General features: G+C 70.9%; 25 protein-coding genes. 9 read left to right on the top strand and 16 right to left on the bottom strand.

What is annotated here, in order from left to right; genetic code table 11:
- From EAO75_RS25270 to EAO75_RS25240, 7 genes are all read right to left on the bottom strand, one after another.
- Positions 1-376: hypothetical protein (locus EAO75_RS25270; RefSeq protein WP_147998061.1), on the bottom strand; the 376-nt coding region annotated here is incomplete at its 3' end.
- A 124-nt stretch (positions 377-500) separates the two neighbouring features.
- Positions 501-1,184: a uracil-DNA glycosylase gene (locus tag EAO75_RS25265; protein ID WP_147997311.1), complete on the bottom strand. Its 684-nt coding sequence runs from the start codon at positions 1,182-1,184 to the stop codon at positions 501-503.
- A 143-nt stretch (positions 1,185-1,327) separates the two neighbouring features.
- Positions 1,328-2,905 (bottom strand): ABC transporter substrate-binding protein, encoded by a 1,578-nt coding sequence (locus tag EAO75_RS25260; RefSeq protein WP_147997310.1) that lies wholly within the window; start codon positions 2,903-2,905, stop codon positions 1,328-1,330.
- A 206-nt stretch (positions 2,906-3,111) separates the two neighbouring features.
- Entirely contained in the window at positions 3,112-3,873 is a 762-nt protein-coding gene (locus tag EAO75_RS25255) for an SDR family oxidoreductase (RefSeq protein WP_147997309.1), read from the bottom strand.
- 19 nt (positions 3,874-3,892) lie between these two features.
- A complete protein-coding gene (fabG, locus tag EAO75_RS25250) occupies positions 3,893-4,654 on the bottom strand; it encodes a 3-oxoacyl-ACP reductase FabG (RefSeq protein WP_147997308.1) in 762 nt (253 codons plus the stop codon).
- A gap of 113 nt (positions 4,655-4,767) precedes the next feature.
- Complete coding sequence (locus EAO75_RS25245; RefSeq protein WP_147997307.1) at positions 4,768-5,217, bottom strand: DUF3037 domain-containing protein; 450 nt, start codon at positions 5,215-5,217, stop codon at positions 4,768-4,770.
- Positions 5,214-5,978: a HipA family kinase gene (locus EAO75_RS25240; protein WP_147997306.1), complete on the bottom strand. Its 765-nt coding sequence runs from the start codon at positions 5,976-5,978 to the stop codon at positions 5,214-5,216. The genes EAO75_RS25245 and EAO75_RS25240 overlap by 4 nt, the downstream gene beginning before the upstream one ends.
- A gap of 221 nt (positions 5,979-6,199) precedes the next feature.
- On the opposite strand from EAO75_RS25240, the gene EAO75_RS25235 reads away from it, so the two are divergent.
- The gene (locus tag EAO75_RS25235) at positions 6,200-6,688 is read left to right on the top strand and encodes a Rieske (2Fe-2S) protein (RefSeq protein WP_147997305.1); all 489 of its coding nucleotides are present in this window, start codon (positions 6,200-6,202) and stop codon (positions 6,686-6,688) included.
- A 21-nt stretch (positions 6,689-6,709) separates the two neighbouring features.
- Here EAO75_RS25235 and EAO75_RS25230 read toward each other — a convergent pair whose 3' ends face one another.
- Positions 6,710-7,360 carry a cysteine hydrolase gene (locus EAO75_RS25230; protein ID WP_147997304.1) on the bottom strand — a complete coding sequence of 217 codons (651 nt, stop codon included), beginning with the start codon at positions 7,358-7,360 and terminating at the stop codon, positions 6,710-6,712.
- Between the two features lie 138 nt (positions 7,361-7,498).
- Between EAO75_RS25230 and EAO75_RS25225 the strand changes: the two genes are divergently transcribed.
- Entirely contained in the window at positions 7,499-7,966 is a 468-nt protein-coding gene (locus EAO75_RS25225; protein WP_147997303.1) for a pyridoxamine 5'-phosphate oxidase family protein, read from the top strand.
- Between the two features lie 25 nt (positions 7,967-7,991).
- Here the strand turns inward: EAO75_RS25225 and EAO75_RS25220 are convergent, their stop codons facing one another.
- Positions 7,992-8,894, bottom strand: coding sequence for a LysR family transcriptional regulator (locus tag EAO75_RS25220; RefSeq protein WP_147997302.1), 903 nt, complete (start codon positions 8,892-8,894; stop codon positions 7,992-7,994).
- A gap of 75 nt (positions 8,895-8,969) precedes the next feature.
- Between EAO75_RS25220 and EAO75_RS25215 the strand changes: the two genes are divergently transcribed.
- Positions 8,970-9,914, top strand: a complete 945-nt coding sequence (locus EAO75_RS25215; RefSeq protein ID WP_147997301.1) for a DMT family transporter — start codon at positions 8,970-8,972, stop codon at positions 9,912-9,914.
- A 40-nt stretch (positions 9,915-9,954) separates the two neighbouring features.
- Here the strand turns inward: EAO75_RS25215 and EAO75_RS25210 are convergent, their stop codons facing one another.
- The gene (locus EAO75_RS25210) at positions 9,955-11,286 is read right to left on the bottom strand and encodes an aminotransferase class I/II-fold pyridoxal phosphate-dependent enzyme (protein ID WP_147997300.1); all 1,332 of its coding nucleotides are present in this window, start codon (positions 11,284-11,286) and stop codon (positions 9,955-9,957) included.
- Between the two features lie 23 nt (positions 11,287-11,309).
- Here EAO75_RS25210 and EAO75_RS25205 point away from each other — a divergent pair, with 23 nt between their 5' ends.
- Both EAO75_RS25205 and EAO75_RS25200 read left to right on the top strand, forming a co-directional pair.
- Positions 11,310-12,005, top strand: coding sequence for a pyridoxamine 5'-phosphate oxidase family protein (locus EAO75_RS25205; protein WP_410092476.1), 696 nt, complete (start codon positions 11,310-11,312; stop codon positions 12,003-12,005).
- Complete coding sequence (locus EAO75_RS25200) at positions 12,005-12,637, top strand: FMN-binding negative transcriptional regulator (protein ID WP_147997298.1); 633 nt, start codon at positions 12,005-12,007, stop codon at positions 12,635-12,637. The genes EAO75_RS25205 and EAO75_RS25200 overlap by 1 nt, the downstream gene beginning before the upstream one ends.
- A gap of 69 nt (positions 12,638-12,706) precedes the next feature.
- On the opposite strand, the gene EAO75_RS25195 is transcribed toward EAO75_RS25200, so the two are convergent.
- The 3 genes from EAO75_RS25195 to EAO75_RS25180 all read right to left on the bottom strand — a co-directional run bounded on the left by EAO75_RS25195 (position 12,707) and on the right by EAO75_RS25180 (position 15,672).
- Positions 12,707-13,669 (bottom strand): DMT family transporter, encoded by a 963-nt coding sequence (locus EAO75_RS25195; RefSeq protein ID WP_147997297.1) that lies wholly within the window; start codon positions 13,667-13,669, stop codon positions 12,707-12,709.
- Between the two features lie 200 nt (positions 13,670-13,869).
- Complete coding sequence (locus EAO75_RS25190) at positions 13,870-14,874, bottom strand: EamA family transporter (RefSeq protein ID WP_147997296.1); 1,005 nt, start codon at positions 14,872-14,874, stop codon at positions 13,870-13,872.
- A gap of 237 nt (positions 14,875-15,111) precedes the next feature.
- Positions 15,112-15,672, bottom strand: coding sequence for a Clp protease N-terminal domain-containing protein (locus EAO75_RS25180; RefSeq protein WP_261989397.1), 561 nt, complete (start codon positions 15,670-15,672; stop codon positions 15,112-15,114).
- 198 nt (positions 15,673-15,870) lie between these two features.
- Between EAO75_RS25180 and EAO75_RS25175 the strand changes: the two genes are divergently transcribed.
- Together EAO75_RS25175 and EAO75_RS25170 are read left to right on the top strand one after the other, a co-directional pair.
- Positions 15,871-16,059: a hypothetical protein gene (locus tag EAO75_RS25175; protein WP_187284622.1), complete on the top strand. Its 189-nt coding sequence runs from the start codon at positions 15,871-15,873 to the stop codon at positions 16,057-16,059.
- A gap of 115 nt (positions 16,060-16,174) precedes the next feature.
- Positions 16,175-16,606 (top strand): SRPBCC family protein, encoded by a 432-nt coding sequence (locus tag EAO75_RS25170; RefSeq protein WP_147997294.1) that lies wholly within the window; start codon positions 16,175-16,177, stop codon positions 16,604-16,606.
- 85 nt (positions 16,607-16,691) lie between these two features.
- Here EAO75_RS25170 and EAO75_RS25165 read toward each other — a convergent pair whose 3' ends face one another.
- A complete protein-coding gene (locus EAO75_RS25165; protein ID WP_147997293.1) occupies positions 16,692-17,312 on the bottom strand; it encodes a PadR family transcriptional regulator in 621 nt (206 codons plus the stop codon).
- Positions 17,313-17,489: 177 nt separating this feature from the next.
- On the opposite strand from EAO75_RS25165, the gene EAO75_RS25155 reads away from it, so the two are divergent.
- Positions 17,490-18,299, top strand: coding sequence for a PhzF family phenazine biosynthesis protein (locus EAO75_RS25155; protein WP_147997292.1), 810 nt, complete (start codon positions 17,490-17,492; stop codon positions 18,297-18,299).
- A 13-nt stretch (positions 18,300-18,312) separates the two neighbouring features.
- Here the strand turns inward: EAO75_RS25155 and EAO75_RS25150 are convergent, their stop codons facing one another.
- Positions 18,313-19,113 carry a CPBP family intramembrane glutamic endopeptidase gene (locus EAO75_RS25150; RefSeq protein WP_147997291.1) on the bottom strand — a complete coding sequence of 267 codons (801 nt, stop codon included), beginning with the start codon at positions 19,111-19,113 and terminating at the stop codon, positions 18,313-18,315.
- Positions 19,114-19,307: 194 nt separating this feature from the next.
- On the opposite strand from EAO75_RS25150, the gene EAO75_RS25145 reads away from it, so the two are divergent.
- On the top strand, positions 19,308-21,074 hold the full coding sequence (locus EAO75_RS25145; protein ID WP_147997290.1) for a substrate-binding and VWA domain-containing protein: 1,767 nt from the start codon (positions 19,308-19,310) through the stop codon (positions 21,072-21,074).
- 203 nt (positions 21,075-21,277) lie between these two features.
- On the opposite strand, the gene EAO75_RS25140 is transcribed toward EAO75_RS25145, so the two are convergent.
- Positions 21,278-22,795, bottom strand: a complete 1,518-nt coding sequence (locus EAO75_RS25140) for a glutamate-cysteine ligase family protein (RefSeq protein ID WP_147997289.1) — start codon at positions 22,793-22,795, stop codon at positions 21,278-21,280.
- Between the last annotated feature and the right edge of the window lie 459 nt (positions 22,796-23,254).

Raw genomic sequence — 23,254 nt, 5'->3', positions numbered from 1 at the left:
CCCCGGCCGCTCCCCGTGCCCGCCGCAGATGGACGATGGCTGCCTCCGTGCGGTCGAGCTTCACGTAGTCGGCCGCCAGGTTCAGGTGCAGCGAGGGATACAGGGCCCGTACGGCGACCGTACTGCCGGCCCCCTCCGCCTCCGTCAACGCCCGCAGATCCCAAGCCAGTTCATCCGTGGGGTCGTCATGGGTGTCGGCCAGATAGTGAGCCAGGGTGCACCGGTGCAGCGGGTCGCCGTCCTCGCCGAGCTCCGTCCACAGCTCCAGCAGGCGGCGCCGGGCCTCCTCGCGGTCCCCGGCGTGATGGAGCATCACGACCTGCCCGATCCGCGTCAGCACGGCGTCCGGCGCCGRCTGCTCCTGTCGCTCCGCCACCGCGTCCTCCGGCCCTCGTCGGCTGGTCCCACCCGACGCTAACCGCCCCCACCGGCATTCCCGGTCAGGCGGCTCCGTACGGCAAGGGGCCGGCCCGGCGAGCGAACCGGCCCGCGGGCGGATGTCAGCCCAGGTTCGGGACGCGCCAGTCGATCGGCTCGTGCCCCTGCTGGGCCACCGCCTCATTGATCTGGGTGAACGGGCGGGACCCGAAGAACTTCTTCGCGGACAGCGGCGAGGGGTGCGCACCCTTGACCACCACATGCCGCGTCTCGTCGATGAGCGGGAGCTTCTTCTGGGCGTAATTGCCCCACAGCACGAACACGGCGGGGTCGGGCCGGCCGGCCACGGCCTTGATCACCGCGTCGGTGAACTTCTCCCAGCCCTTGCCCTTGTGCGAGTTCGCCTCGCCGGCGCGGACCGTCAGCACCGCGTTGAGCAGCAGGACGCCCTGCTCGGCCCACGGCATCAGATAGCCGTTGTCCGGGACGGGGTGGCCGAGCTCCTCCTGCATCTCCTTGTAGATGTTGCGCAGCGAGGGCGGCGTCCTGACGCCGGGACGGACCGAGAAGCACAGGCCGTGTCCCTGGCCCTCGCCGTGGTACGGGTCCTGGCCGAGGACCAGGACCTTCACCCGCTCGTACGGCGTCGCCTCCAGCGCGGCGAAGACCTCCTCGCGAGGCGGGTAGACGGGACCCTTCGCCCGCTCCTCCTCGACGAACTCCGTCAGCTCCTTGAAGTAGGGCTGCTGCAGCTCGTCACCCAGAACCCCGCGCCAGGACTCGGGCAGCATGGCGATGTCGGTCACGTCAACTTCCTTACGATGTGCGGCAGACGATGTGCGGTCCACGACCAGCGGTCGCGTCCAGGCATCAGAACCTACAGGCGGCCACTGACAATCGCCCCGTGGACCGCAACATCCCGGTCTGCCACCCGCCGGAAGGGTCTCCCCTACCAGCTGGTCTTGCGGTACAGCTCGCCCATCATCATGATCGTCGACGGGTCCAGCGCCCGCTCGGCGCCCGAGACCTCCGTGCTCGCGGCCACGTACTGCCGGCCCTGCCACAGCGGCAGCAGCCGTGCGTCGTCGACGAGGATGGCCTGGGCGTCCTCGAAGTCCTTCACGACGTTGGCCCGGTCGCTCTGGGCGCGGGAGTTGGGCAGCAGGTCCTCGGTGATCCTGGGCGTCACGTAGGGCGTGCCGAGCGCGTTCTGCTTGCCGACGAACGGCGCGATGAAGTTGTCCGCGTCCGGGAAGTCGGGGAACCAGCCACGCCCGAACACCGGGTACTCGCCCTTCTGGTAGCCCGTGACGTAGTCCTTCCAGGGCCGGCTCTTCAGGGTGATCTCGAACAGGCCCGACCCGTCGAGCTGGCTCTTCAGCTCCTCGAACTCCGCCTTGGTGGCGGAGCCGTAGCGGTCGCTGGTGTACCAGAGGTTGAGCTTGACGGGGGTGGTGATGCCCGCTTCGGTGAGGATCTTGCGGGCCTTGGACGTGCTCGGGTCGCCGTAGTCGTCGAAGAAGCCCGTGGTGTGTCCCGTCAGGCCCTTGGGGACCATGGAGTACAGCGGCTCGACGGTGTCCTTGTAGACCTTGTGGGCGATGGCCGGGCGGTCGACGACCTGGGCGACGGCCTTGCGGACGGCCGACTTGCCGGCCATGGGGTCCTTGGGGTTGAACACCAGGTAGTTGATCTCGGTGCCGGAGCCCTCGATCAGCTGGAGCTCGTCGTCATCGTCGGCCTGGATGTCGACGATGTCGTCGGCTGCGAGACCACGGAAGGCGACGTCGAGCTTCTTGTCGCGCAGCGCGCCGACCATGGTCGGCGAGTCCTTGTAGTAGTGGATCGTCACGGCGCTGTTCTTGCGCTCGGCGAGCCCCTTGTAGCTGTCGTTCTTGACGAGTTCTGCCTTGGCCTCGTCGTACTCCGACATGGTGTACGGCCCGGACCCGACGATCGAGCCGCCCTCGCGGAGCTTGTCGGCCGGGTACTCCTCGGGGTCGACGATCGACATCGCCGGGGTGGCGAGCACGAAGGGGAACGTGGCGTCGGCCTTGTTGAGGTGGAAGACGATCTCGCGGTCGTTCAGCACCTGGACCCGTTCGAGGCTGCCCAGCAGACCGGCGGGACCACCGTTCACGTTGATCTTCCGGATCCGGTCGATCGAGTACTTGACCGCCTTGGCGTCGAGCGTGTGCCCGTCGGAGAAGGTCAGGCCCTCGCGCAGCTCGCACTGGTACTTCATGTTCGAGGTGTCGGTGAACCGACAGTTGTCGGCGGCGTCCGGCTCGGGGGCGGTCGCGCCCGAGGGATAGCTCAGCAGCGTCTGGTAAATGTTGCGGAACAGTTCCCAGGAGCTGTCCCAGGACGCGGCGGGATCAAGGGTGCTGGGAGGGGCGGTCGTCCCCACGTGAATCGGCCCCTGCTCCTCCGTCGAATCGGACGAGAGGACACCACACCCTGCCACCAGGGACGATATGGACGCGATGGCCGCCACCTGCCGTAGGCGTCGGATCCGGTTGAACACGCGCACGCTCCTCGATCTGCCATACCAAGGGTCGGCAGACGATACCGCAGTGTTCCGGCCGTTGAACCTCCCGTCTCATAGAGCACTTGTTCGTTCTTCGGGTGACTACGTTGTCAACGTTTAATGATCTTCCGAAACGTCGACACAGGCGCCGCTGATGTCCAGCGGCGCCTGTGTCGAGTGGTGTCGGTGTCGTGGCCCGTGGGTCAGCCGACGCCGGCGTTGAGGAAGATGCCGCCGTCGACGACGAGCGTCTGCCCGGTGACCCAGTCGGACTGGTCCGAGGTGAGGAACGCGGCGGCGCCGCCGATGTCGGAGGGCACGCCGAGCCGGGCCAGCGGGTAGGCCGCGGCGGCCTCCTCCTCCCGGCCCTCGTACAGGGCCTGCGCGAACTTGGTCTTCACCACGGCCGGGGCGATCGCGTTCACCCGCACCTTGGGCGCGAACTCGTGCGCCATCTGCTGGGTGAGGTTGATCATCGCGGCCTTGCTGACGCCGTAGGCGGCGATGAACGGCGAGGGCGCGATGCCGGCGACGGAGGCGATGTTGACGATCGCGCCGCCGTTGTCCTTCTGCCAGGCGTGCCAGGTCTTCTGCGCGAAGCCCAGGGCCGAGATCACGTTGGTCTCGAAGACCTTGCGGGCGACGCCCAGGTCGAGATCGGCGAGCGGCCCGAACACCGGGTTGGTCCCGGCGTTGTTGACCAGGAAGTCGACCCGGCCGAAGGCCTCCATGGCGCGCTCGACGGCGACGGCCTGGTGGGCCTCGTCGTGCGCCTTGCCGGCCACGTAGACGGCGCGCTCGGCGCCGAGCTGCTCGACGGCCTCCTTGAGGGCGTCCTCGCCCCGGCCGGTGATGACGACCCGGTCGCCGCGGGCGACGAGCGCCTCGGCGACGCCGTAGCCGATGCCGCGGCTGGCGCCCGTGACGAGGGCGACCTTGCCGGAGAGTTCAGGCAGTGCAGTCATGTCCGTGTCTCCTCAAGCCCTAGTCGAGCGGTCCGCCGGCGACGTACAGCACCTGGCCGGAGACGAACCCGGCCGCCTCGCCCGTGAAGAAGGCGATGGCGTTGGCGATGTCCTCCGGCTCGCCGACGCGGGCCACCGGGATCTGGGTGGCGGCGGCGGCCTTGAAGTCCTCGAAGCCCATGCCGACGCGGTCGGCGGTGGCCTTGGTCATCTCGGTGGCGATGAAGCCGGGGGCGACGGAGTTCGCGGTGACGCCGAACTTGCCGAGCTCCTTGGCGAGGGTCTTGGTGAAGCCCTGCAGGCCGGCCTTGGCGGCGGAGTAATTGACCTGGCCGCGGTTGCCGAGCGCGGAGGACGAGGAGAGGTTGACGATCCGGCCGAAGCCCGCGTCCACCATGTGCTTCTGGCAGGCCTTGGACATCAGGAAGGCGCCGCGCAGGTGGACGTTCATGACGGTGTCCCAGTCGGAGACGCTCATCTTGAACAGCAGGTTGTCGCGCAGCACGCCCGCGTTGTTGACCAGGATCGTCGGGGCGCCGAGCTCCTCGGCGATCCGTGCGACGGCCGCCTCGACCTGCGCCTCGTCGGAGACGTCACAGCCGACCGCGATGGCCTTGCCACCGGCCGCGGTGATCTTCTCCACGGTGTCCTTGCAGGCGGCCTCGTCGAGGTCGATCACTGCGACCGCGCGGCCCTCGGCGGCCAGTCGTACGGCGGTGGCGGCGCCGATCCCCCGCGCTCCGCCGGTGACTACGGCGACCCGCTGATCAGTGGTGGACATCAGAGACTCTCCTCGGTGAGCGACCGCTTAGTACCTTCGATGGACGTGACGCTAGAAGTCCTGGCACGCGGTGTCAACGGTGACCGCGCGCATGTGATCCATTACCTGATCCGTCACTTCACCAACAGCTCCAGCAGCCGCTCCGCCTCGGCCGCCGGATCGGAGGTGAGCCCGGTGTGCACGGGCCCCGGCTGGACGACCGTCGAGCGGGGCGCGATCAGCCAGCGAAAGCGCCGCCCGGCGTCGTCGCCGGCCGCCTGCCCGGCCGCCTCGCTGCCGCCGCAGACGCGCTCGACGGCCCCGAGGGCGGCCCGGATTCCGGCCACGTCCGCGTCCGGGTCGAGGGCCAGCAGCCGCGCCTCGTCGAGATGGGTGCGGGCACCGACGTAGCCCTGGGGCCGGCAGTACACCAGCACGCCCGCGTTGATGCACTCGCCGCGTTCGACCCGGGGGACGACGCGCAGGAGGGCGTACTCGAAGACGTCCCGGTCGTTCCTCTCGCCGCCCCGGATGATGTGGCGTTCGACCACATGGCCGGCCATGTGAATGTGGCGCTCGCTCACTTGGTCTCCTCGATTCCGGTGACGCGCTCATGGATGACGGCAGCCCGGGCCAGCAGCGGCCTCGCATAGGCCCGCCGGAGGTCGTCCGGGGTGTCGAAGCCGGGCTCCGCGGCCAGCCAGGCGTCCGGGATCTCGGCGGTCACCTCGGCGAGCAGGTCCTCGGTGACCAGCGGCGCCAACTCGGCGGCGGCGCCGAGCACATCGGGCGCGAAGGAGGCGAGGGCGTGGTCGGAGGCGTCGTACGCGCGCTCCGCCGAGGCCTGTGCCCCGGGCCAGTTGTGGTGCCAGATCATGGTCGCGCCGTGGTCGATGAGCCACAGCTCGCCCCGCCACATCAGCAGGTTGGGGTTGCGCCAGGACCGGTCGACGTTGTTCACCAGGGCGTCGAACCAGACGATCCGTCCGGCTTCCCCGGGGCTCGCCTCGAAGGCCAGCGGGTCGAAGCCGAGCGCGCCGGAGAGGAAGTCCATCCCGAGGTTGGTGCCGCCGCTGGACCTGAGCAGGTCCTGCACCTGCTGGTCGGGTTCACCGAGCCCCAGCACCGGGTCGAGTTCGACCGTCACCAGCCGGGGCACCCTGAAGCCCAGCCTCCGGGCGAGTTCGCCGCAGACGATCTCGGCGATGAGCGTCTTGCGGCCCTGTCCGGCGCCGGTGAACTTCAGGACGTACGTCCCGAAGTCGTCGGCCTCGACGAGCCCCGGCAGCGAGCCGCCCTCACGCAGCGGCGTGATGTAGCGGGTCGCGATGACTTCCTTGAGCATCGCCCCAGGTTACTGGCGCGCGGGCGGGCGCCGGGGGCGGCCCGGGGCGTGCTGCGGCTGACGCGTCGACAGCGAACCGACAGCTGTCGACAGGGGACCGACAGCTCCGCTTTACCCACCTCGCCCGGTCAGCGGGCCAGGATTTCGAACGTCTCCTGAACAGCCGGTCCCCAGGGGCCGTACCTCACGACAGATCACGAATGACGGGAAGGAACGTCAGCATGACCAGCGATTCAGTTCAGCCGGTGTCGGGACCGAGCCGCCGTACCGTCGTGGCGGCGGTCGGCGCGGCGGGGCTCGCCGTTGCGCTGACCGCGTGCGGATCGGACGACGAGGCATCCGGCTCGTCCACCGAGCAGGGCGCCGCCGGCGCCGGTGCGACGACCGAGGCGGGTGGCTCGTCCGCCGACGCGGGCGCCGGTGGCGCGGCGCTCGCGAAGACCGCCGACATCCCGGAGGGCTCGGGCAAGGTCTTCAGCGACGAGAAGGTGGTCGTCTCGCAGCCGGCGGCGGGCGACTTCAAGGCCTTCTCGACGATCTGCACCCACCAGAACTGCCCGATGACGGACCTCAAGGAGGACACCCTCTCCTGCGCCTGCCACGGCAGCCAGTTCTCCGTGCTCGACGGCAGCGTGAAGAAGGGGCCCGCGACCCAGGCGCTGGCCGCGAAGCAGATCAGTGTGTCGGGCGACTCGATCACGCTCGCCTGACCGGGTCACGTCGGACAGGGCTCAGGCCCGGCCCGCACGGGGCGGACGCTTGAAGCAGCCCAGAACCTCGTCCGTGGTCGCGACCGTGGCGACCAATGCGAGGGTGTGGCTGATCATCGCGGGGGTGTATTCGGAGGGCACCCCGGCGATGGCGTCGCGTGGCACGACCACGACATAGCCCCGGTTCACCGCGTCGAAGACCGCGTTGGGGATGGCAACGTTGGCCGAGACGCCGCTGACGATCAGCGTGCGGCAGCCGAGGTTGCGCAGCAGGGCGTCGACGTCGGTGCCCTGGATCGGGGACAGGCCGTGCAGTCGCCGTACGACGAAGTCCTCCTCGGCGACCTCGATCGGCTCCGCCACGCGGACCGCCTCGCTACCGGACAGCTGCCGGACGGGGAGCCGTTCGGCGGCGCGGAACAGGCGCGCGTTGTGGTTGGCACCGCGGCCGTCCGGGCGGCGTTCGGCGATCGCGTGGATCACCTGGACGCCGCTCGCGTGGGCGGCCGCGACCAGCCGGGCGACGTTGTCCAGGGCTCCCGAGGAGCGTGCCTGCTCGGCGAGTTCGGGCAGGGCGCTGTCCGGCCCGACGACGCCGCGCTGGCACTCGACGGTGAGCAGGACGGTGGTCGCGGGGTCGAGGAGTTCGCTGAGGTGTGCGGACGACGGCATGGGTCCCCCTGGGGCCGACGGCGGCGTGGGCCGGTGACAGTAGCCACCATTGCGTGTGGACGGAAGACGACTCATCCTTTTCTGACGTGATGTCAGAGGATCTCTCCTCTGGCACGACGTGAGAGAAGAGGGGGACGTATGACCGTCACTCAGCGCCGGGGCCGGAAGATCATGATGACGCCCGGTGAGCTGGACGAGTTCCTCACCGAGCAGCGCACCTGCCGGGTCGCCACGGTGGCCGCCGACGGCTTTCCGCATGTCAGCGCCCTGTGGTTCGCCTGGGACGGCAACTCGCTGTGGCTGTACTCGGTCGTCCGCAGCAAGCGGTGGACCGATCTGCGGCGCGATCCGCGGGTCGCGATCGTGATCGACACGGGTGAGGAGTACGAGCAGCTGCGCGGCGTCGAGCTGTCCGGCACCGTCGAATTCGTGGGCGAGGCGCCGCGGGTGGGCGAGCTGCGTGCCGAACTGGACGTGCCCGAGACGCTGTTCGCCAGAAAGAACTTCGGCCTCGACGAGATGCCGCACGACGGGCGGCACGCCTGGATGCGACTGACTCCCGAGAAGATCGTGTCCTGGGACTTCCGGAAGCTGGGGTCGCGTTAGGGACTTTCGGCCTCAGCCGGCCTTCTCAGCCGGCCTTCTCGGCGGCCGCCTGCAGCGCCTGCACCGCCGCCCGGATCGACGGGCGGCGGTCGGCGTCCGCGCGCCACACCGCGTAGATGTACCGGTGGACGCGGTTGCGCACGGGCACGGCCCGCACGCCCGGCGGCATCGGGTCACGGCCCAGCCGGGGCGCGACACAGACGCCCAACCCGGCGGCGACCAGCGCGAGTTGAGTGTGGTGCTCCTCGGCGCGATGGGCGATGCGGGGCTCGATCCCCTTGGTCCGCAGCGTGTACAGCAGCCACTCGTGACAGAACTCGCCCTCGGGCCAGGCGACCCACTCGTCGCCCGCGAAGTCCGCCAGGTCGACCTCGCGCAGGTCGGCGAGCGGGTGCCCCTCGGGCATGGCGATCTCCACGCGGTCGTCGAGGATCGGGGCCTTGGCGAGCCCCTCCGGCATGGGCAGGGGCTTGTTGTACCAGTCGAGGACGACGGCCAGGTCGGCGTCGCCCCGCATCACCGCGGCGACCCCGTCCTCGGGCTCCAGCTCGCGCGACGTCAGGCGCAGCGCCGGATGGTCGGCGCGCAGCGCGGTGAGCGCGGCCGGGAACAGCCCGCGCAGGGCGGTGGGGAACGCGACCAGCCGCAGCTCGCCGACCACCTGCCCGCGCTGGGCCTCCAGATCGGCCTGGGCGAGCTCGACCTGCGACAGGATGCGCGCCGCGTGTTCGGCGAGCAGCCGCCCGGCATCGGTGAGGCGCACGCCCCGGCCGTTCTTGGCAAGGAGCTGCTGGCCGACCTCCCGCTCCAGCTTGGACATCTGCTGCGAGACGGCCGATGTCGTGATGTGCAGCCCTTCGGCGGCGGCGCTCACCGAGCCGTGCCGGGCGAGGGCGTCGAGGGTGCGCAGGCGCTCCAGGTTCAACATGTAAGCAATGCTACGAGATATCGGCCGCGAAATCTCGATTGTGCTACAAGGTCCGGACACGGCATCGTTGCTGCCATGACCACCGCCACCGCCGCACGTGACGCGGCCGGGGCCGCTTCCGCCGTCCCCTCTCGCCCCCGTGGCCGCCTCGACTGGCGTCTGCGGTTCGCCGCTCTCTCCCTGATCTGGGGTTTCAGCTTCCTGCTCATCAAGGTGGGCACCGACGGGTACGCGCCGTTCCAGGTCACGCTGGGGCGGCTGGTGTTCGGTACGGCGGTTCTGGCGGCCGCGATGGCGGTGAAGCGGCAGCGGCTGCCACGCGGGGTGCGCACATGGGGGCATCTGGCGGTCGCCGCGTTCCTGCTGAACGCACTGCCGTTCTCCTTGTTCGCGTACTCCGAGCTGACGATCCCGTCCACGCTGGCGGGCATCTGCAACGCGACCTCGCCGCTGTGGGGCATGGCCCTGTCCCTGGTCGCACTGTCGGAGGACCGGCCGACGCGGGTGCGGGTCGCCGGGCTCGGGATCGGGTTCCTCGGCGTCCTGACGGTGCTCGGGGCGTGGCAGGGCTTTCACGGACTGGACGCCACGGGTACGGCGATGGCGCTGCTGGCCTCGCTGAGCTACCCGATCGGCTGGATATACGTCCGCCGGACGCTGGCCGGGTCCAGTGAGTCGCATCTGTCGCTGACCGGCGCGCAGTTGTTGCTGGCCACGCTTCAACTGGCCGTCGTCACACCGTTGTTCACCTCGTCGCCGACGCGGCTCTCGCTCGTGCCGCTGCTGGCGATCGTGGCGCTGGGGGCGCTCGGGACCGGGCTGGCGGTGTTGATCCAGTACGGGCTGGTCTCCGAGGTCGGGCCGACCACGGCTCAGATGGTCACGTATTTCATTCCGGTGATCGCGACGGCTGCGGGGGTTGCCCTGCTGGGCGAGTCGCTCGCCTGGTCGACGCCGGTGGGGGCGGTGGTGGTGCTGGCGGGGGCGGCGCTGACCCAAGTGCGCCGACGGAACGCCTGAGGGGGAGGGCCCCTTTGAGGTCGGCACCGGCCCTCGCGTCTTACATGTAGCTCCTTGTCGGCCCCGGTCCCACGGCCGTCGCCACCGCGTCCGCCAGCGGGCCGGCCTCCTCCTCGCCGAGCGTCGAGGTGGTGACCCGGATTCCGGGCGGTGAGCTCGTGCGGAAGCGGGCCCCGGGGGCGACCGCCCAGCCGGCATGCAGCAGACGGGCCACTGCGCCCGTCTCGTCGGGGACCGGGATCCAGACGTTGAGGCCGCTGCGCCCATGGGCCTCGACCCCACGCTCGGCCAGCGCCCGAATCAGCAGGTCACGACGCCCGGCGTACGTCGCCGCCACCACCTTCGGGTCCACCGCGCCGTCGGCCCAGAGCCGCACCACGGCCCGCTGCACCAGCCGGCTCACCCAGCCGGCGCCGAGTCGCTGGCGTCCGCGCACCCGGTCCACCGTGACCTCGTCGCCGGTGAGCACGGCGAGCCGCAGGTCGGGGCCGTACGCCTTGGCGACCGAGCGGACGAAGGCCCAGTGGCGGGTGATGCCGGCCAGGGGGTGCAGAGGGAGGTCGACGATGCCGTGGCCGTGGTCGTCCTCGATCAGCAGGAGATCCGGGTGCTGCCGCAGCGTGGAGCGCAGGGCACGCGCGCGTGTGGCGCTCACCACGGCTCCGGTGGGGTTCTGCACGCGGTCGGTCACGATCAGGGCGCGCGCCCCGGAGTCGAGGGCCCGCCGCACGTCGTCGGGCAGTGGCCCCTCGTCGTCGACGCCGACAGGGACCGTGCGCAGGCCGAGCGCCGGGATCAGATCCAGCAGGCTGCCCCAGCCGGGGTCCTCGACGGCGACCGTGTCCCCGGGCTTGAGGTGGGCGGCGAGGACGCGCTCGATGGCGTCGAGCGAGCCCGAGGCGACCGCCAGCGGACCTTCCGGCACTCCGTCGGCGTCCAGCCAGTTCCGCGCGATGCGTGCCAGCTCCGGCTCCACGGGGTCGTCCCCGTACAGCACCGGATCCCGGTCGGCCAGCTCGCCCGCGGCCGCGAAGGCCTTCGCCAGCGACGGCAGCAGTGCGAGGTCGGGGTTGCCGCTCGCCACATTGCGGACGCCGGCGGGCACGTCCGCCCGGACGAACTCACGGCCGGTCGTGGCGGGCCTCGGCCGCACCCGGCTCCCCCGGCGCCCCGCGGTCTCGATCACTCCGCGTTCCCGCAGGACGCGATAGGCGGCGGCGACCGTGTTGGGGTTCACCCCAAGGTCCGTCGCCAACTCCCGCATGGGCGGCAGCAGTTGGCCGGGCTCCAGCTCACCCGAGCCGACCGCACGCTCGACGCTCGCCGCGATCTCAGCTGCGCGACGCCCTTCGATCCGATATCCTTCTAGCACAAACAATATTATGCACTAGTGCAATGGAGAACGCAATGCAGGGGCCTGAGGAACGGACGCCGCAACCCACCGCCTACCCGCCGACCGACCGCACCGTCCCCACCCGCTCCGCGGACCGCGCGGCGTACGACAAGGAACTGGTGCACGCGATACTCGACGAGGCCTACGTCTGCCACCTCGGCTTCGTCCGCGACGGCGCGCCGGTGGTGCTGCCCACGCTGTTCGGCCGGGTCGGCGAGACGCTCTACGTCCATGGCTCCACGGGTTCGCGCCCGCTGCGGATGACCGGCCAGGCCGACCCCGGGCTGCCCGTGTGCCTGACCGTCACGCATGTCGACGCTCTGATCCTGGCCCGCTCGGCCTTCCACCACTCGATCAACTACCGGTCCGTGGTGGTGCACGGCACCGCGTACGACGTGACGGACCCGCAGGAGAAGCGGATCGCCCTCGACGCGCTCGTCGACCACGTGGTGGCGGGCCGGGCCCGTGACTCCCGGCCCGCCAACAAGAAGGAGCTCGCAGCCACCGCCGTGATTCGCCTCGACCTGAACGAGGTGTCCGCCAAGCTGCGCACCGGCGGCGTCAACGACGAGCCCGAGGACCTCGCCCTCCCCCACTGGGCCGGCGTCGTCCCGCTGCGCAAGGGCTACGAGGCACCGGTCGGCGACCCCGAGCTCGCCCCCGGCACCGAACTCCCCGACTACCTCGCGGCCCTGTGATGCTGATCCACCCCTGGGACGAGCCCCGCGAGGACACCGAGTGGCAGCGGTGGCTGGAGGTCCACGACTTCGGGCAGCTGGTGGTCAACGGCCTGGACGGCGAGCCGCCGCATGTCCAGCCGCTGCACTTCGCGTACGACGCCGGGCGCGGCGAGGTCGTCACGCATCTGGCCCGCCCGAATCCGATGTGGCCGGCGCTGCTCGCGCACCCCGAGGTCGTGCTGAGCGTCGTCGACGACTACGTGTATGTGCCGGGACCCTGGCAGGCGGGACCGGAGCAGCCGCCCGAGCACGGCGAACCGACCAGCTTCTACGCGGCGGTCCAGCTCCGGTGCCGGGCGCGTGTCGTGGACGACCCGGCCGAGAAGGCCGAGCTGCTGAACCGCCAGGTCGGTCACTTCCAGCCGGAGGGCGGTTCGGCGGAGGTGGCTGTCGGTGAGGTGCCGTACGGCAGGCTGCTGTCGGGCATCCGCGGGCTGCGGCTCGAAGTGACCGGTGTGCGGGCGAAGTTCAAGTTCGGCGGCAAGCGGTCGGAGGAGGTCCAGGACCGGATCGCGGGGAATCTGGCCGGGCGGGGCGGCCCGCGTGACGCGGCGGCGCGCGACCACATGCTGCGACGGCGGCCGGCCTGAGCGCGGAGGCTGCGCGAAGGCTTCGGAGTTGAGGGGTCCGGCGCCGCGCGCGGCGCCGGACCCCTGGCATCACGCCGGCATCGGTTCGCGCTCCCGCTGCCGTTCCCGCCGCGCCCCGCGGGTCTCCGCCACCGCGAGGCCCGCGACCGACCCGAGCATCAGCAGGGTGCCGACAAGGGTCGGGACGGTCAGGTGCTCACCGAGCAGGACGACGGCGAGCACCGCCGCGCTGACCGGCTCCAGCAGCATGATCACGGAGACGGTGGCGGACCGTACGGCGGCCGCGCCCGCGAAGTAGAGGGCGTACGCCAGAGCCGTGGGGACGGCCGCGATGTACGCCAGCAGCCAGCCGAGCCGGACTGCGTCGGCCGTGTGCGGCAGGAGCCCCTCTACGAGGGCGAGCGGCAGCAGGCACAGGCTGGTGACCGCGAAGGCCCACACCGACGTGTCGGCGGCGTCGGCCCCGCCGTCGCGGCCCCACTTGCGGGTCAGCAGCGTCAGCGCGGAGTAGCCGGCGGCGGACACCAGCGCGAGCAGCACGCCCCACGGCCGTACGGTCGCGCCCTCGCCGCCGAGCGCGAGCACCGCGAGCCCGGTGAGCGCGCCGGCCACCGCCGCGACGCCGCCGCGGCCGAGCCTCTCCCCCAGCGTCAGCCGGGCGCCGATCGCGATGAACACGGGCCCTGCGCCGAGGGTGACCACGGTGCCCACGGCGAGCCCGGTGGCCTCCACGGCCGCGAAGTAGGCCGTCTGGAACACGGCGAGCCCGACGCCCGTGGCCCCGGCCCGCAGCGCCTTGCGGGCGAGGGACTCGGAGGCGGTGCGTCGAGGACGGGGACGTGCCAGGCGCACGGCGAGCAGCAGCACGAAACCGATCGCGCAGCGCCAGAAGGAGAGGGCGATCGGCCCCATGTCACTGGTCCGGTAGACCAGGGAGGCGGCCGCGCCCGCGGTGCCCCAGGCGGCACCGGCGATGATCAGGTAGATGAGGCCTCGCCCGATGGGCAGGCCGGAGACAGGTGTGTTCGACACGAGTTGTTCTCCGCAGACATGCAGAAGTTCTGGGAGGAGCCCGGTTCAGCGGGGTCCATGGACTTCGTCTGCGGGCAGCACCGTTGGGCCGTGCGGTGCGCGGGGTTCACTTCCCGTCAGGCACCGAGGCTTGGCTTCCGGAGGCCCGCCTCAGGCGGCCGGAGGCGGAAGAACGAGTGTCGAAGGCATGATCGCGCAGCTTAGGCGAGGTTTCCGCGGGCGGACAACTCGCGCTCGGGTCCACCGCCGGCCACCGGCTCGGCGGAGACCTTGGCGGGTGCGGACGACTGCGCGATGAACGCCCCGGCGAGGACGACAGCGCCGCCGATGATCTGCGGCGCCGAGAGGTGCTCGCCGAGCAGGAACCACGCGAGGACGGTCGCGATCACCGCTTCGAGACACGCCACGACACCGGCGACCTGCGGTGACAGCCGCCGGACCGAGACCACGCCGGTGACGTACGCGACGACCGTGGCAATGAGCACGATCCAGGCCAGTAGCAGGGGGGCCGCGACCGGGGTTCCGTTCATGTCGGCGGTGCCCGCGAGGACCGTCCAGTCCATGGTCCAGGGGCGGGCCACGACGGTCAGGACGGCGGCGCCGACCAGCAGGCCGAAGGCGATGACACCGAGCGGGTCGGGTGCCCGCTCGCCGGAGCCGCTGCCCTGGTCGGCCAGGACGAAGTAGCCGACCTGGCAGCAGGCGGCGCCGAGCGCGAGGAGCAGGCCGAGGGCGTCGAAGCTCAGGCCCGCCCAGACCTCGACGACGCAGGCGAGGCCGCCGACCGCGAGGACCACGCCGACGGCGGCGGCACGTGTCACGGGCCGCCGCTGCACGAACCGCACCCAGCCGAGGACCAAGGCGGGTGCCAGGTACTCGACGAGCAGGGCGACGCCGACCGGGATGCGGGAGATCGAGGCGAAGTAGAACGCCTGCACTCCGGCCACGCCGAGCAGGCCGAACCCGGCGAGCAGTGCGGGACGGGCGCGCAGCAGTGCCCGGTGGCGCACGGCGAGCGGCAGCATCACGAGGGCGGCGCCGGCCACGCGCAGCCACACCATGTGGAGCGGGTCCAGCCCCGCCTCGATCAGCGGCTTGGCCGCGACTCCGGAACCTCCGAAGGCGATCGCGGATCCGACCGCCAGACCGAGCCCGACACCCTTGCCACGGCCCACCTGACCGCTCTCAGACTTACGCACCGGCACATGATGACAGGCGATGACAGCAGCGTCATCCCCGTTGACACCTGTCTCGCGGTGTGGACGGTCGGCGAGGTGGACCGCAGTGGGGTGAGCATGGCCGGCACCGGGTTCCGGAACGCCTACAGATCTGCCGGGCGGGTGAACCCGCAGGCACGCTCGACCTTGGCCACATGGAGCGCGAACGAGGCATACCAGTGCTCGCGTCCGTCCGCACGGGCCGGGGCGTGCTCCGCGTGATCCCTAGCGGGCGCCCTCGCCGCCGGTGACGTACTCGTCGCGGTGTTCGTCCATGCGGGCGCGTAGGACGGTCGCGTCGATGCCGGCGCGGCCGAGCACCTCGACGGCGCGTGCCTGGGGGTCCACGACGATCGCCGCGAGCAGGTCGACGCCGCGGGCCTGGGTGTCGCCGCGCAGGGCGGCGCGACGGCAGGCGTGCTCCATCGCGCTCGCGGCCAGCGGGGAGAAACCCTCGCCGTGCATCACGACGGGCACGGCGCCGGAGTCCTCGACGGTGCCCTGCCAGCGCAGGCCGTAGCCGATGGTGCGCTGCACGAGGTAGCCGAGCAGGCGGGCGATCTGGGGGCCCTCGCCGAAGACGGCGTACACATCCGGGTCGTGCTCCAGGAGCGAGTGCAGCAGATGGGCCGTGTCGATCTGCCGGTCCCCGTCCCTGAGCGCCCTGCGGCGGGCACCGGAGACCACCGCTGCCAGTTCGTCGCTGAGTCTGGCACCGTCCGCCGGGGTGTCCGGGCGCCGACAGTCCTGTTCCTGGGCCGACTGCCGGGGGATACGGGGTTGCACAACCTCTACCCCATCAGCCACATCGGGCCGAGTCATCGCCGAGGGGAAGCATTTTTGCGTCCCACACAGAGTGGAGTCCGTCGGCCGGAATCTCCTCCTTACGGATGAGATCACGCCGAAAGACCCGCAGGGGCGCGCGCCGCCTTGCTGTGTGCCGCACACGCAACCAGGGCGCTGCGCGCCACGTCCCACAGGGACATGGAGAGCAGGTGCTGGCTGGTGGCGCTGCCGGCCGTCGACGGCAGACAGTACGTCTACCGGGTGTACGCCCCGAAGGACGCCCTGCTCGCCGACCTGTTCTGGGAGGCGTGGCACTGCCACGAGGAGAGCGCGTTACCGCGGGCGTGGGATCTCTTCGACGCGGCGGTCATCCGGCTGGTGGGCTGACCCCGTGGGGCGGGTCCCGCACCTCCACACATTCTGACGGTTCATCAGTATTGAATGTTCCGGCCCCCACGGCTACGTTCCGCGACACCGTAGCCCGAGACGAAGGGGTGGTCGCATGGCCGAAGTCAGCGCGGAGTCACGCATCGAGGCACCGGCCGAAAAGGTCTGGGCACAGCTGACGGACTGGTCGGCGTACGGCCAGTGGAACGCGACCCACACCAGCTTCCCGAGCGGCGGCCCCACGGCGCTCGAAGTGGGCGGGACCTTCCAGGAGAACATGAAGCTGATGGGGTTCCCGGCCGAGGTCGAGTGGACCATCGAGGAACTGGAGCCGGCGCGGGTGCTCGCGATTCGCGGCAAGGGCCCGATGGCCGTGACCGTGGCCACGCGCTACACCCTCACGCCGGACGGCGACGCCGCGACGGCGGTACGCATCGACGGCGAGTTCACGGGCGCGGCGGTGTCGCTGATGGCGGGCAAGCTCAAGGACTCGGCGACGGCGGCACTGAACGAGTCGCTGCGCAAGCTGGAGGGTCTGGTGACCTGAGCCGCGCCGGCCGCACGCATGAAGGCGCCCCGCGGATCGCTCCACGGGGCGCCTTCCTTCACGGCGGGGAGACCGCCGGTGCTGCTCAGTCCTCGTCGGCGAGGATCAGGTAGAGCTTCTTGCGGGCGTCGTTGATGACGGCCAGCGCCTTGTCACGCTGGTCCTTGCTGCCCGTCTTCCAGACCTGGCCGAAGGCCTCCATCAGCCCGAATCCGGCCTGGCGGATCTCACCGAGGGCCTCCCAGTCGACACCTCGGGAGGCTTCCTCCCAGGGCGCCTCGGGACCGGCCTCGGCCGCCTCGCGGCCCGCCTCGTTGAGCGAGAACAGCTTCTTGCCGCCCTCGGTCTCACTGGCGATCAGGCCCTCGTCCTCCAGCAGCTGGAGGGTGGGGTACACCGAGCCGGGGCTGGGCTTCCACGCCCCGCCGCTGCGCTCGGCGATCTCCTGGATCATCTCGTAGCCGTGCATGGGGCGGTCCTTCAGCAGGGCGAGGATCGATGCCCGTACGTCACCGCGCCGGGCCCTGCCTCGCGGCCCTCCTCGACCCCTCGGCCCCCAGGGGCCGGGCCCGCCGAATCCGGGCCCACCGAAACCGGGGCCACCGCCGGGACCGAAGGGCCCGAAGGCGCCACGCAGCTGCTCGAATCCACCTCGGCCGTGGTGACCGTGTCCACCATGCCCACGCTCGAATCCTTGGGAACGCATCGCAATCACTCCATTCCATCGTTGATCTGTCGCGATGCCTCAACGATATATCGGGACCGATCGCATGACAAGACCCGGTTTTCAGGATGTCCGTGATCCGCATCCGGCGGCAGATGGGTCCAGCGACTCCGAATTGGCCTTGGTCGCCCCCTGCGCGCACCCCCTACGGTCGGCGACATGCGGATTCGAATCGTCGACGCGTTCTCCGACCGTCCCTTCACCGGCAACCCGGCCGGCGTGCTGCTTCTCGACGCCTTCCCGGAGGACGACTGGCTTCAGAAGGTGGCCATGGAGGTCAATCACGCCGAGACGGCGTTCGCGCACCCGTTGCCCGCGGGCGGGGAGGCCGACTGGGCGTTGCGGTGGTTCACGCCGGTCGCCGAGGTGGCGACGTGCGGGCACGCGACGCTCGCCACGGCCCACGTGCTGCACAGCACCGGCGTCCACGAGGGGCCCGTGCGGTTCGCCACCCGCAGCGGGGTTCTGCTCGCCACGCACGGCGACGACGGGTCGGTCACGCTCGACTTCCCGACCGCGCCGCTCACCTGCGTCGAGGTGCCGGACGGCGTCGCCGAGGCACTCGGCGCGCAGCCGCTCCTCGCCCGCGACACCGGCCCGAACGTCGGAGATCTGCTCCTCGAACTCGCCGACGAGAAGACGGTCCTCGGCCTGACCCCGGACGTCCGGGCACTCGGCGCCTACTCCGAGCGCGGCATCATCGCCACCGCCCGCGCCGAGGACCCCGCGCGCGGCTACGACTTCGTCTCGCGCTGCTTCTTCCCGAACCTCGGGATCGACGAGGACTCGGTCACCGGCAGCGCCCACACGGCCCTCGCCCCCTTCTGGTCCGAGCGCCTCGGCCGGACCGGGCTCACCGGCCTTCAGGCCTCCAGCCGCTCCGGCCGCGTCCGCACGGAGCTCCGCGGCGACCGCACGCTGATGAGCGGCCGCGCCGTGACCGTCATCGACGGGGAGCTGATCGCCTAGGGGGCGTCATCGCTCACGCCGTCGGCAGCCAGTCCACCTTCCCGGCCAGCAGCGCGTAGCCGACGAACGCCCCAATGTCGAGCAGGGAATGCGCCACGACCAGCGGGCCCACCCGGCCCCATCGCCGGTACAGGTACACGAACACCACACCCATCGCCATGTTGCCGATGAAGCCGCCGATGCCCTGGTAGAGGTGGTACGAGCCGCGCAGTACGGAACTGGCCACCAGCGCGGTACCGGGCGTCCAGCCCAACTGGCCCAGCCGGCGCAGCAGATAGCCGACGACGATGACCTCTTCCAGGATCGCGTTCTGCAGCGCCGACAGGATCAGCACCGGGTACTTCCACCACACGTCGGGCAGCGCCTCGGGCACCACCGTGAGGTTGAAGCCGAGGCCACGGGCGGCCAGGTAGAAGGCGATTCCGGTGCTGCCGATCACCGCCGCGATCGCCGCGCCGCGGCCGAGGTCGGGCCAGGGGCGGGTGCGGTCGAAGCCGAGGGTGCGCAGGCTCTCGCCCTCGCGCAGCAGGAAGTGCGCGACCAGGGCCACCGGCACCAGCGCGCTGGTGATCCCGAAGAGCTGCCAGGCGAGATCCAGCCAGGGACGCCCCGGAGCGGCCGAGGCGTTGAGGGTGGCGGCCTGGTCCTTGAGGCCACCGGGTTTGGTGACGGAACCGACAAAACTGATCAGGGCGGACACACCGCTCGCACCCAGCGAAAGCGCCAGAACGAGCAGCGTCTCATCACGGAAGATCCGTCGGGAGGGCCGCTCATACGGAAAAGAATCGGCCACGGGGCCTGCCTCGCCCTGCACTCCTGCCTCCAGTTGACTAATCCCGCCTCATCCTCATCGTCGTCCCGCTAGGGTCTCGAAAACAGTTACGAAGACCGTGCGTGACAGGCCGTTGGGGGGACGGGCGCCGTACGGGGCGTACCGCCCCTCTGCCTGCCATACGGCCGGACTCCGGCACGTGGTTCAGCAGGGCAACAGGGAGGGACACGACCGACATGGGACGTCACAGCTTGCCCGATCAGTATGGGGCGGGCGGCAGCGGCCCCCGTCGACGCGCACGACGCCGCACGGTGGCCATCGCCACTGTCCTCGTCCTGGCAGTCGTCGGCGGTACGGCCGCCGCGGTCCGAGGCGGACTGTTCTCCCTGGGCTCCTCCTGCCAGGACGATCCGGTACGGCTCACCGTGGCCGCCTCCCCCGACCTGGCCCCCGCCCTGCGGACCGCGGCCGAGCGGGCCCGGGAGGACGACCTCACCTCCGACGGACGGTGCGTCGCCGTCACGGTGAGCGCGCGCGAGTCGTACAAGGTCGCCGACACCCTTCTGGCGGGCAAGGACCCGGGCGCCGAGGTGTGGGTGCCGGACTCGGAGGTGTGGCTGGAGCGGCTCGGCACCGACGGTGACACGGCCGACGTCTCCACGGTGGGCCATGTCGCCTCCACACCGGTGGGAGTGGCGATGGTCCCGACGGCCGCGAAGTCGCTGGGGTGGCCGAAGAAGGCGTACGGCTGGCTGGAGCTGGCCGGCGCCGCCCTGCGCGACGACTCGCTCCGGCTCGGTGCGGCCGACCCCGCGCGCAGCGCGACCGGGCTGCTGGCGCTCACCCGGCTGAGCGCGGCCTCCGCCGGGGACGCGGGCGGGGACACACAGACCGCCGGGATGATGAAGGCGCTCTCGCAGCGGGTCTCGGACAGCGACAGCCAGGTCCTGGAAACGCTGCCGCGTGACGCCTCGGGCACCGAGCAGGGCAACCCGAGGCGCAACCAGGCGCTGGTCGTCAGCGAGCAGGCGGCGTACACGTACAACTCCGCGGCGGACGGCGGGGACGACCTCGACTTCTTCTACCCGAAGGACGGCTCGCCCCGGCTCGACTACCCGTACACGCTGCTCGGCCAGGCCGGGCTGACGACCGACGAGAGCCGGGCCGCGATCCGGTTCGTGAGCTATCTGCGGGATCCGCGGCAGCTGCGGCTACTGGAGCGGCACGGCTTCCGGACGTCCGAGGAGGAGGTGCCGGACGCGCTGGTGACCGGGGCCGGCGGCAGCGGCCCGCAGCCGTATGCGAAGCCCGCGGCCCGGCCGGCCTCGGCGGTCGCGCTCCAGGAGACCCTCGGGGTGTGGACGATCACCGTCCAGAGCGCGCGGATCACCACCGTCGTGGACGCCTCCGCCTCCATGTCCGAGCAGGTGCCGGGCAGCGGGAGGTCACGGATGGACGTGACCAAGGCGTCGCTGCTCCAGGCCCTCGCCACGTTCACGGCCGATGACGAGATCGGCCTGTGGGACTTCGCCACCAAGCTGGACGGCGACAAGGACTACCGCGTCCTCGTGCCGACCGAGCGACTCGGCGAGGGCACCGGCACGCAGCGCGACCGGCTCTCGGCGGCGTTCGGCGACCTGGCGCCGGTGCCGGACGGCGCGACCGGGCTGTACGACACCACGCTCGCCGCGTATCGGGCGGCGACCGGCTCGTACGCCGAGGGCAAGTTCAACGCCCTGGTCGTCCTCACCGATGGCGTGAACGAGGATCCCGGCAGCGTCTCGCGCGCCGAACTCGTCGCCCAGCTGGAGCGCCTCACCGACCCCGAGCGCCCGGTCGCCCTCATCATGATCGCCGTCGGGCCCGACGCCGACCGCGCCGAGGCCAACCGCATCGCCGCGGCCACGGGCGGCTCGGGCCACGAGGTGACGGACCCGTCCCAGATCCAGTCGGTGATCCTCAAGGCGATCGTGAACGCGGCGTCACCGGACCGGCTGGGSTGACGGGCCGGGCGGTCGGGCGAAGTCCTCTGCGGTTCGGCAACGCCTCGAAGGGGCGCGGGGCTGTATCGATATGCGGCTCCGCCGCGATGGGGGTCCCCCCTGTTCGAGCGAAGTCGAGAAACTTGGGGGAGCGACCGGCCACGACGGCGCTGCGGACGAGCGGCAACAGGACCCGGCACTTCCTGCGGAGCGCCTGGTGCCCGTCACCCCAGCGGCACCGGCTCCAACAGCCCCACGGGCCAGGTGTGCACCGGATCCCCGCGATGCATCAGCTCGCGGTACCGCCGCGTCGTGGCCGCGAGCGCGGCGTCCCGGGTGAGGCCCGACTCCAGGGCTCGATGGAAGGTGGCCGCCTGCCAGGTGGCGCCGTTCATGCGCCGGCGGCAGCGCTCCTCGATGACGCCGAGGTAGAGGTCGCGGTCGGCCGGCTCGACCCCCCACGCGTCGAGGCCGACTTCGGCGAGCGGAAGGAGTTCGTCGCGTACGAGGCTCACCGCGTCGACCTCGGCCGTCCCGCCGTAGCGCCCGCGCCGGGGCCAGATCAGCCGGGCGTCGATGCCGTGCTTGCAGGCCGCGTCGAAGTTGGCGGCCGCGGCCTCGAAGGACATCCGGGTCCACACGGGCCGCGACTCCTCGGCGAGGGCGCGGACGACGCCGTAGTAGAAGGCCGCGTTGGCGATGACGTCCGTGACGGTCGGCCCGGCGGGCAGCACGCGGTTCTCCACGCGCAGGTGCGGCACTCCGTCGGCGATGCCGTAGACCGGCCGGTTCCAGCGGTACACGGTGCCGTTGTGCAGGACGAGTTCCGCGAGGGTCGGTGTGCCGCCCTCGTCGAGGACCTTCAGCGGGTCCTCGTCGTCGCAGATCGGCAGCAGGGCCGGGAAGTAGCGCAGGTTCTCCTCGAAGAGGTCGTACGCGGAGGTGACCCAGCGCTCCCCGAACCAGGTGCGCGGTCGCACGCCCTGGGCCTGGAGTTCGGGCGGGCGGGTGTCGGTGGACTGCTGGAAGAGCGGCGGGCGCGACTCGCGCCACAGCTCACGCCCGAACAGGAACGGCGAGTTGGCGCCGATGGCGACCTGCACGGCGGCGACCGCCTGGGCCGCGTTCCAGACGTCGGCGAAGCGGCCCGGGGTGACCTGGAGGTGCAGCTGCACGGAGGTGCAGGCGGCCTCGGGGGCGATGGACTTCGAGGTGCACGTCAGGCGCTCCACGCCGTCGATGTCGAGCCTGAAGTCCTCACCGCGGGCGGCCACGATCTGGTCGTTGAGCAGGGCGTAGCGATCCACGTCCGAGAGGTTCGAGGAGACCAGGTCGTCGCGGTCGAGCGTCGGCAGAATGCCGATCATCACGATTCCCGCGTCGACCTCGCCCGCTTTTCGATCGGCATATGCCAGTGACGTACGGAGTTCCTCGGCCAGCCGGTCGAATACCCGCCCCTGCAATCGATGTGGGGCTATGTTCACTTCCAGGTTGAACATGGCGAGTTCTGTTTGGAAATCGCGGCTCGCGATCCGCTCCAGCACCTGCGCATTCAACATTTTCGGCATGCCGTCGGCGCCGGTGAGGTTCAATTCGATCTCCAGCCCCATCAGGTTCTTGGGGCGATCGAACCGCTTCTCCGCCAGCAGCCGCTCCAGGCCCGTCAGACACTGCCGCAGCTTGTCACGGTAGTGCTGACGATCGGACAGATCGAACCGACCTGCCACGACCTTCTCCCCCATCGAAGCTTCCCTCCTTGGATGGGCGGGCCGTCGATCCGGCCGCCGGTCTCCCGGGTCAGGTGGGATGATGCCCAGCCGAAGCGATCGATAACGTCCCACGCGAACCCTGCGCCCGCTACTCTGTCGGATGTGACCGGTGGCACATTCAGCGGGCATGGTGCACTGTGCAGTTTCGGACGGCTCACGAACTCGTGAAAAACGCCGACGAGAATTGGCCGTCCGCACGGATGGCATTTTTCGAGGTCACCGCCACGGCACCGACCAGGAATCGGGATGATTCCCGCAAATCAGCGGCCGATTGACTCCTTGCCGGGTGCACCAAAAGCGGTTAGATGAAACACCGTCTGAACACTCGTCGTATAAACTCCGCAATCAAGGCAGAGGGTTGGCGCCCGCGGTTCCGGGCCTGCCGTCCAGGTGACGTGCGGCAAGCCTCACCCATCCCCCTTGGCTCCAGAC

Origin of the sequence: Streptomyces sp. UW30 (genome assembly GCF_008042075.1) — a bacterium.
Classification (GTDB): Bacteria; Actinomycetota; Actinomycetes; order Streptomycetales; family Streptomycetaceae; genus Streptomyces.
Note: the sequence above shows the minus strand (reverse complement) of the source record. Positions and strands in the feature narration are given on the sequence as shown.

Excerpts from the sequence above, each read along its gene's own strand:
- EAO75_RS25240 (WP_147997306.1), bottom strand. The coding sequence starts at position 5,978 with ATGCTCAAGGAAGTCATCGCGACCCGCTACATCACGCCGCTGCGTGAG.
- EAO75_RS25200 (WP_147997298.1), top strand. The coding sequence starts at position 12,005 with ATGCTGATCCACCCCTGGGACGAGCCCCGCGAGGACACCGAGTGGCAG.
- EAO75_RS25205 (WP_410092476.1), top strand. The coding sequence starts at position 11,310 with ATGGAGAACGCAATGCAGGGGCCTGAGGAACGGACGCCGCAACCCACC.
- EAO75_RS25235 (WP_147997305.1), top strand. The coding sequence starts at position 6,200 with ATGACCAGCGATTCAGTTCAGCCGGTGTCGGGACCGAGCCGCCGTACC.
- EAO75_RS25155 (WP_147997292.1), top strand. The coding sequence starts at position 17,490 with ATGCGGATTCGAATCGTCGACGCGTTCTCCGACCGTCCCTTCACCGGC.
- EAO75_RS25215 (WP_147997301.1), top strand. The coding sequence starts at position 8,970 with ATGACCACCGCCACCGCCGCACGTGACGCGGCCGGGGCCGCTTCCGCC.
- EAO75_RS25255 (WP_147997309.1), bottom strand. The coding sequence starts at position 3,873 with ATGACTGCACTGCCTGAACTCTCCGGCAAGGTCGCCCTCGTCACGGGC.
- EAO75_RS25230 (WP_147997304.1), bottom strand. The coding sequence starts at position 7,360 with ATGCCGTCGTCCGCACACCTCAGCGAACTCCTCGACCCCGCGACCACC.
- EAO75_RS25175 (WP_187284622.1), top strand. The coding sequence starts at position 15,871 with ATGGAGAGCAGGTGCTGGCTGGTGGCGCTGCCGGCCGTCGACGGCAGA.
- EAO75_RS25225 (WP_147997303.1), top strand. The coding sequence starts at position 7,499 with ATGACCGTCACTCAGCGCCGGGGCCGGAAGATCATGATGACGCCCGGT.
- EAO75_RS25140 (WP_147997289.1), bottom strand. The coding sequence starts at position 22,795 with ATGGGGGAGAAGGTCGTGGCAGGTCGGTTCGATCTGTCCGATCGTCAG.
- EAO75_RS25220 (WP_147997302.1), bottom strand. The coding sequence starts at position 8,894 with ATGTTGAACCTGGAGCGCCTGCGCACCCTCGACGCCCTCGCCCGGCAC.
- EAO75_RS25170 (WP_147997294.1), top strand. The coding sequence starts at position 16,175 with ATGGCCGAAGTCAGCGCGGAGTCACGCATCGAGGCACCGGCCGAAAAG.
- fabG (WP_147997308.1), bottom strand. The coding sequence starts at position 4,654 with ATGTCCACCACTGATCAGCGGGTCGCCGTAGTCACCGGCGGAGCGCGG.
- EAO75_RS25165 (WP_147997293.1), bottom strand. The coding sequence starts at position 17,312 with ATGCGTTCCCAAGGATTCGAGCGTGGGCATGGTGGACACGGTCACCAC.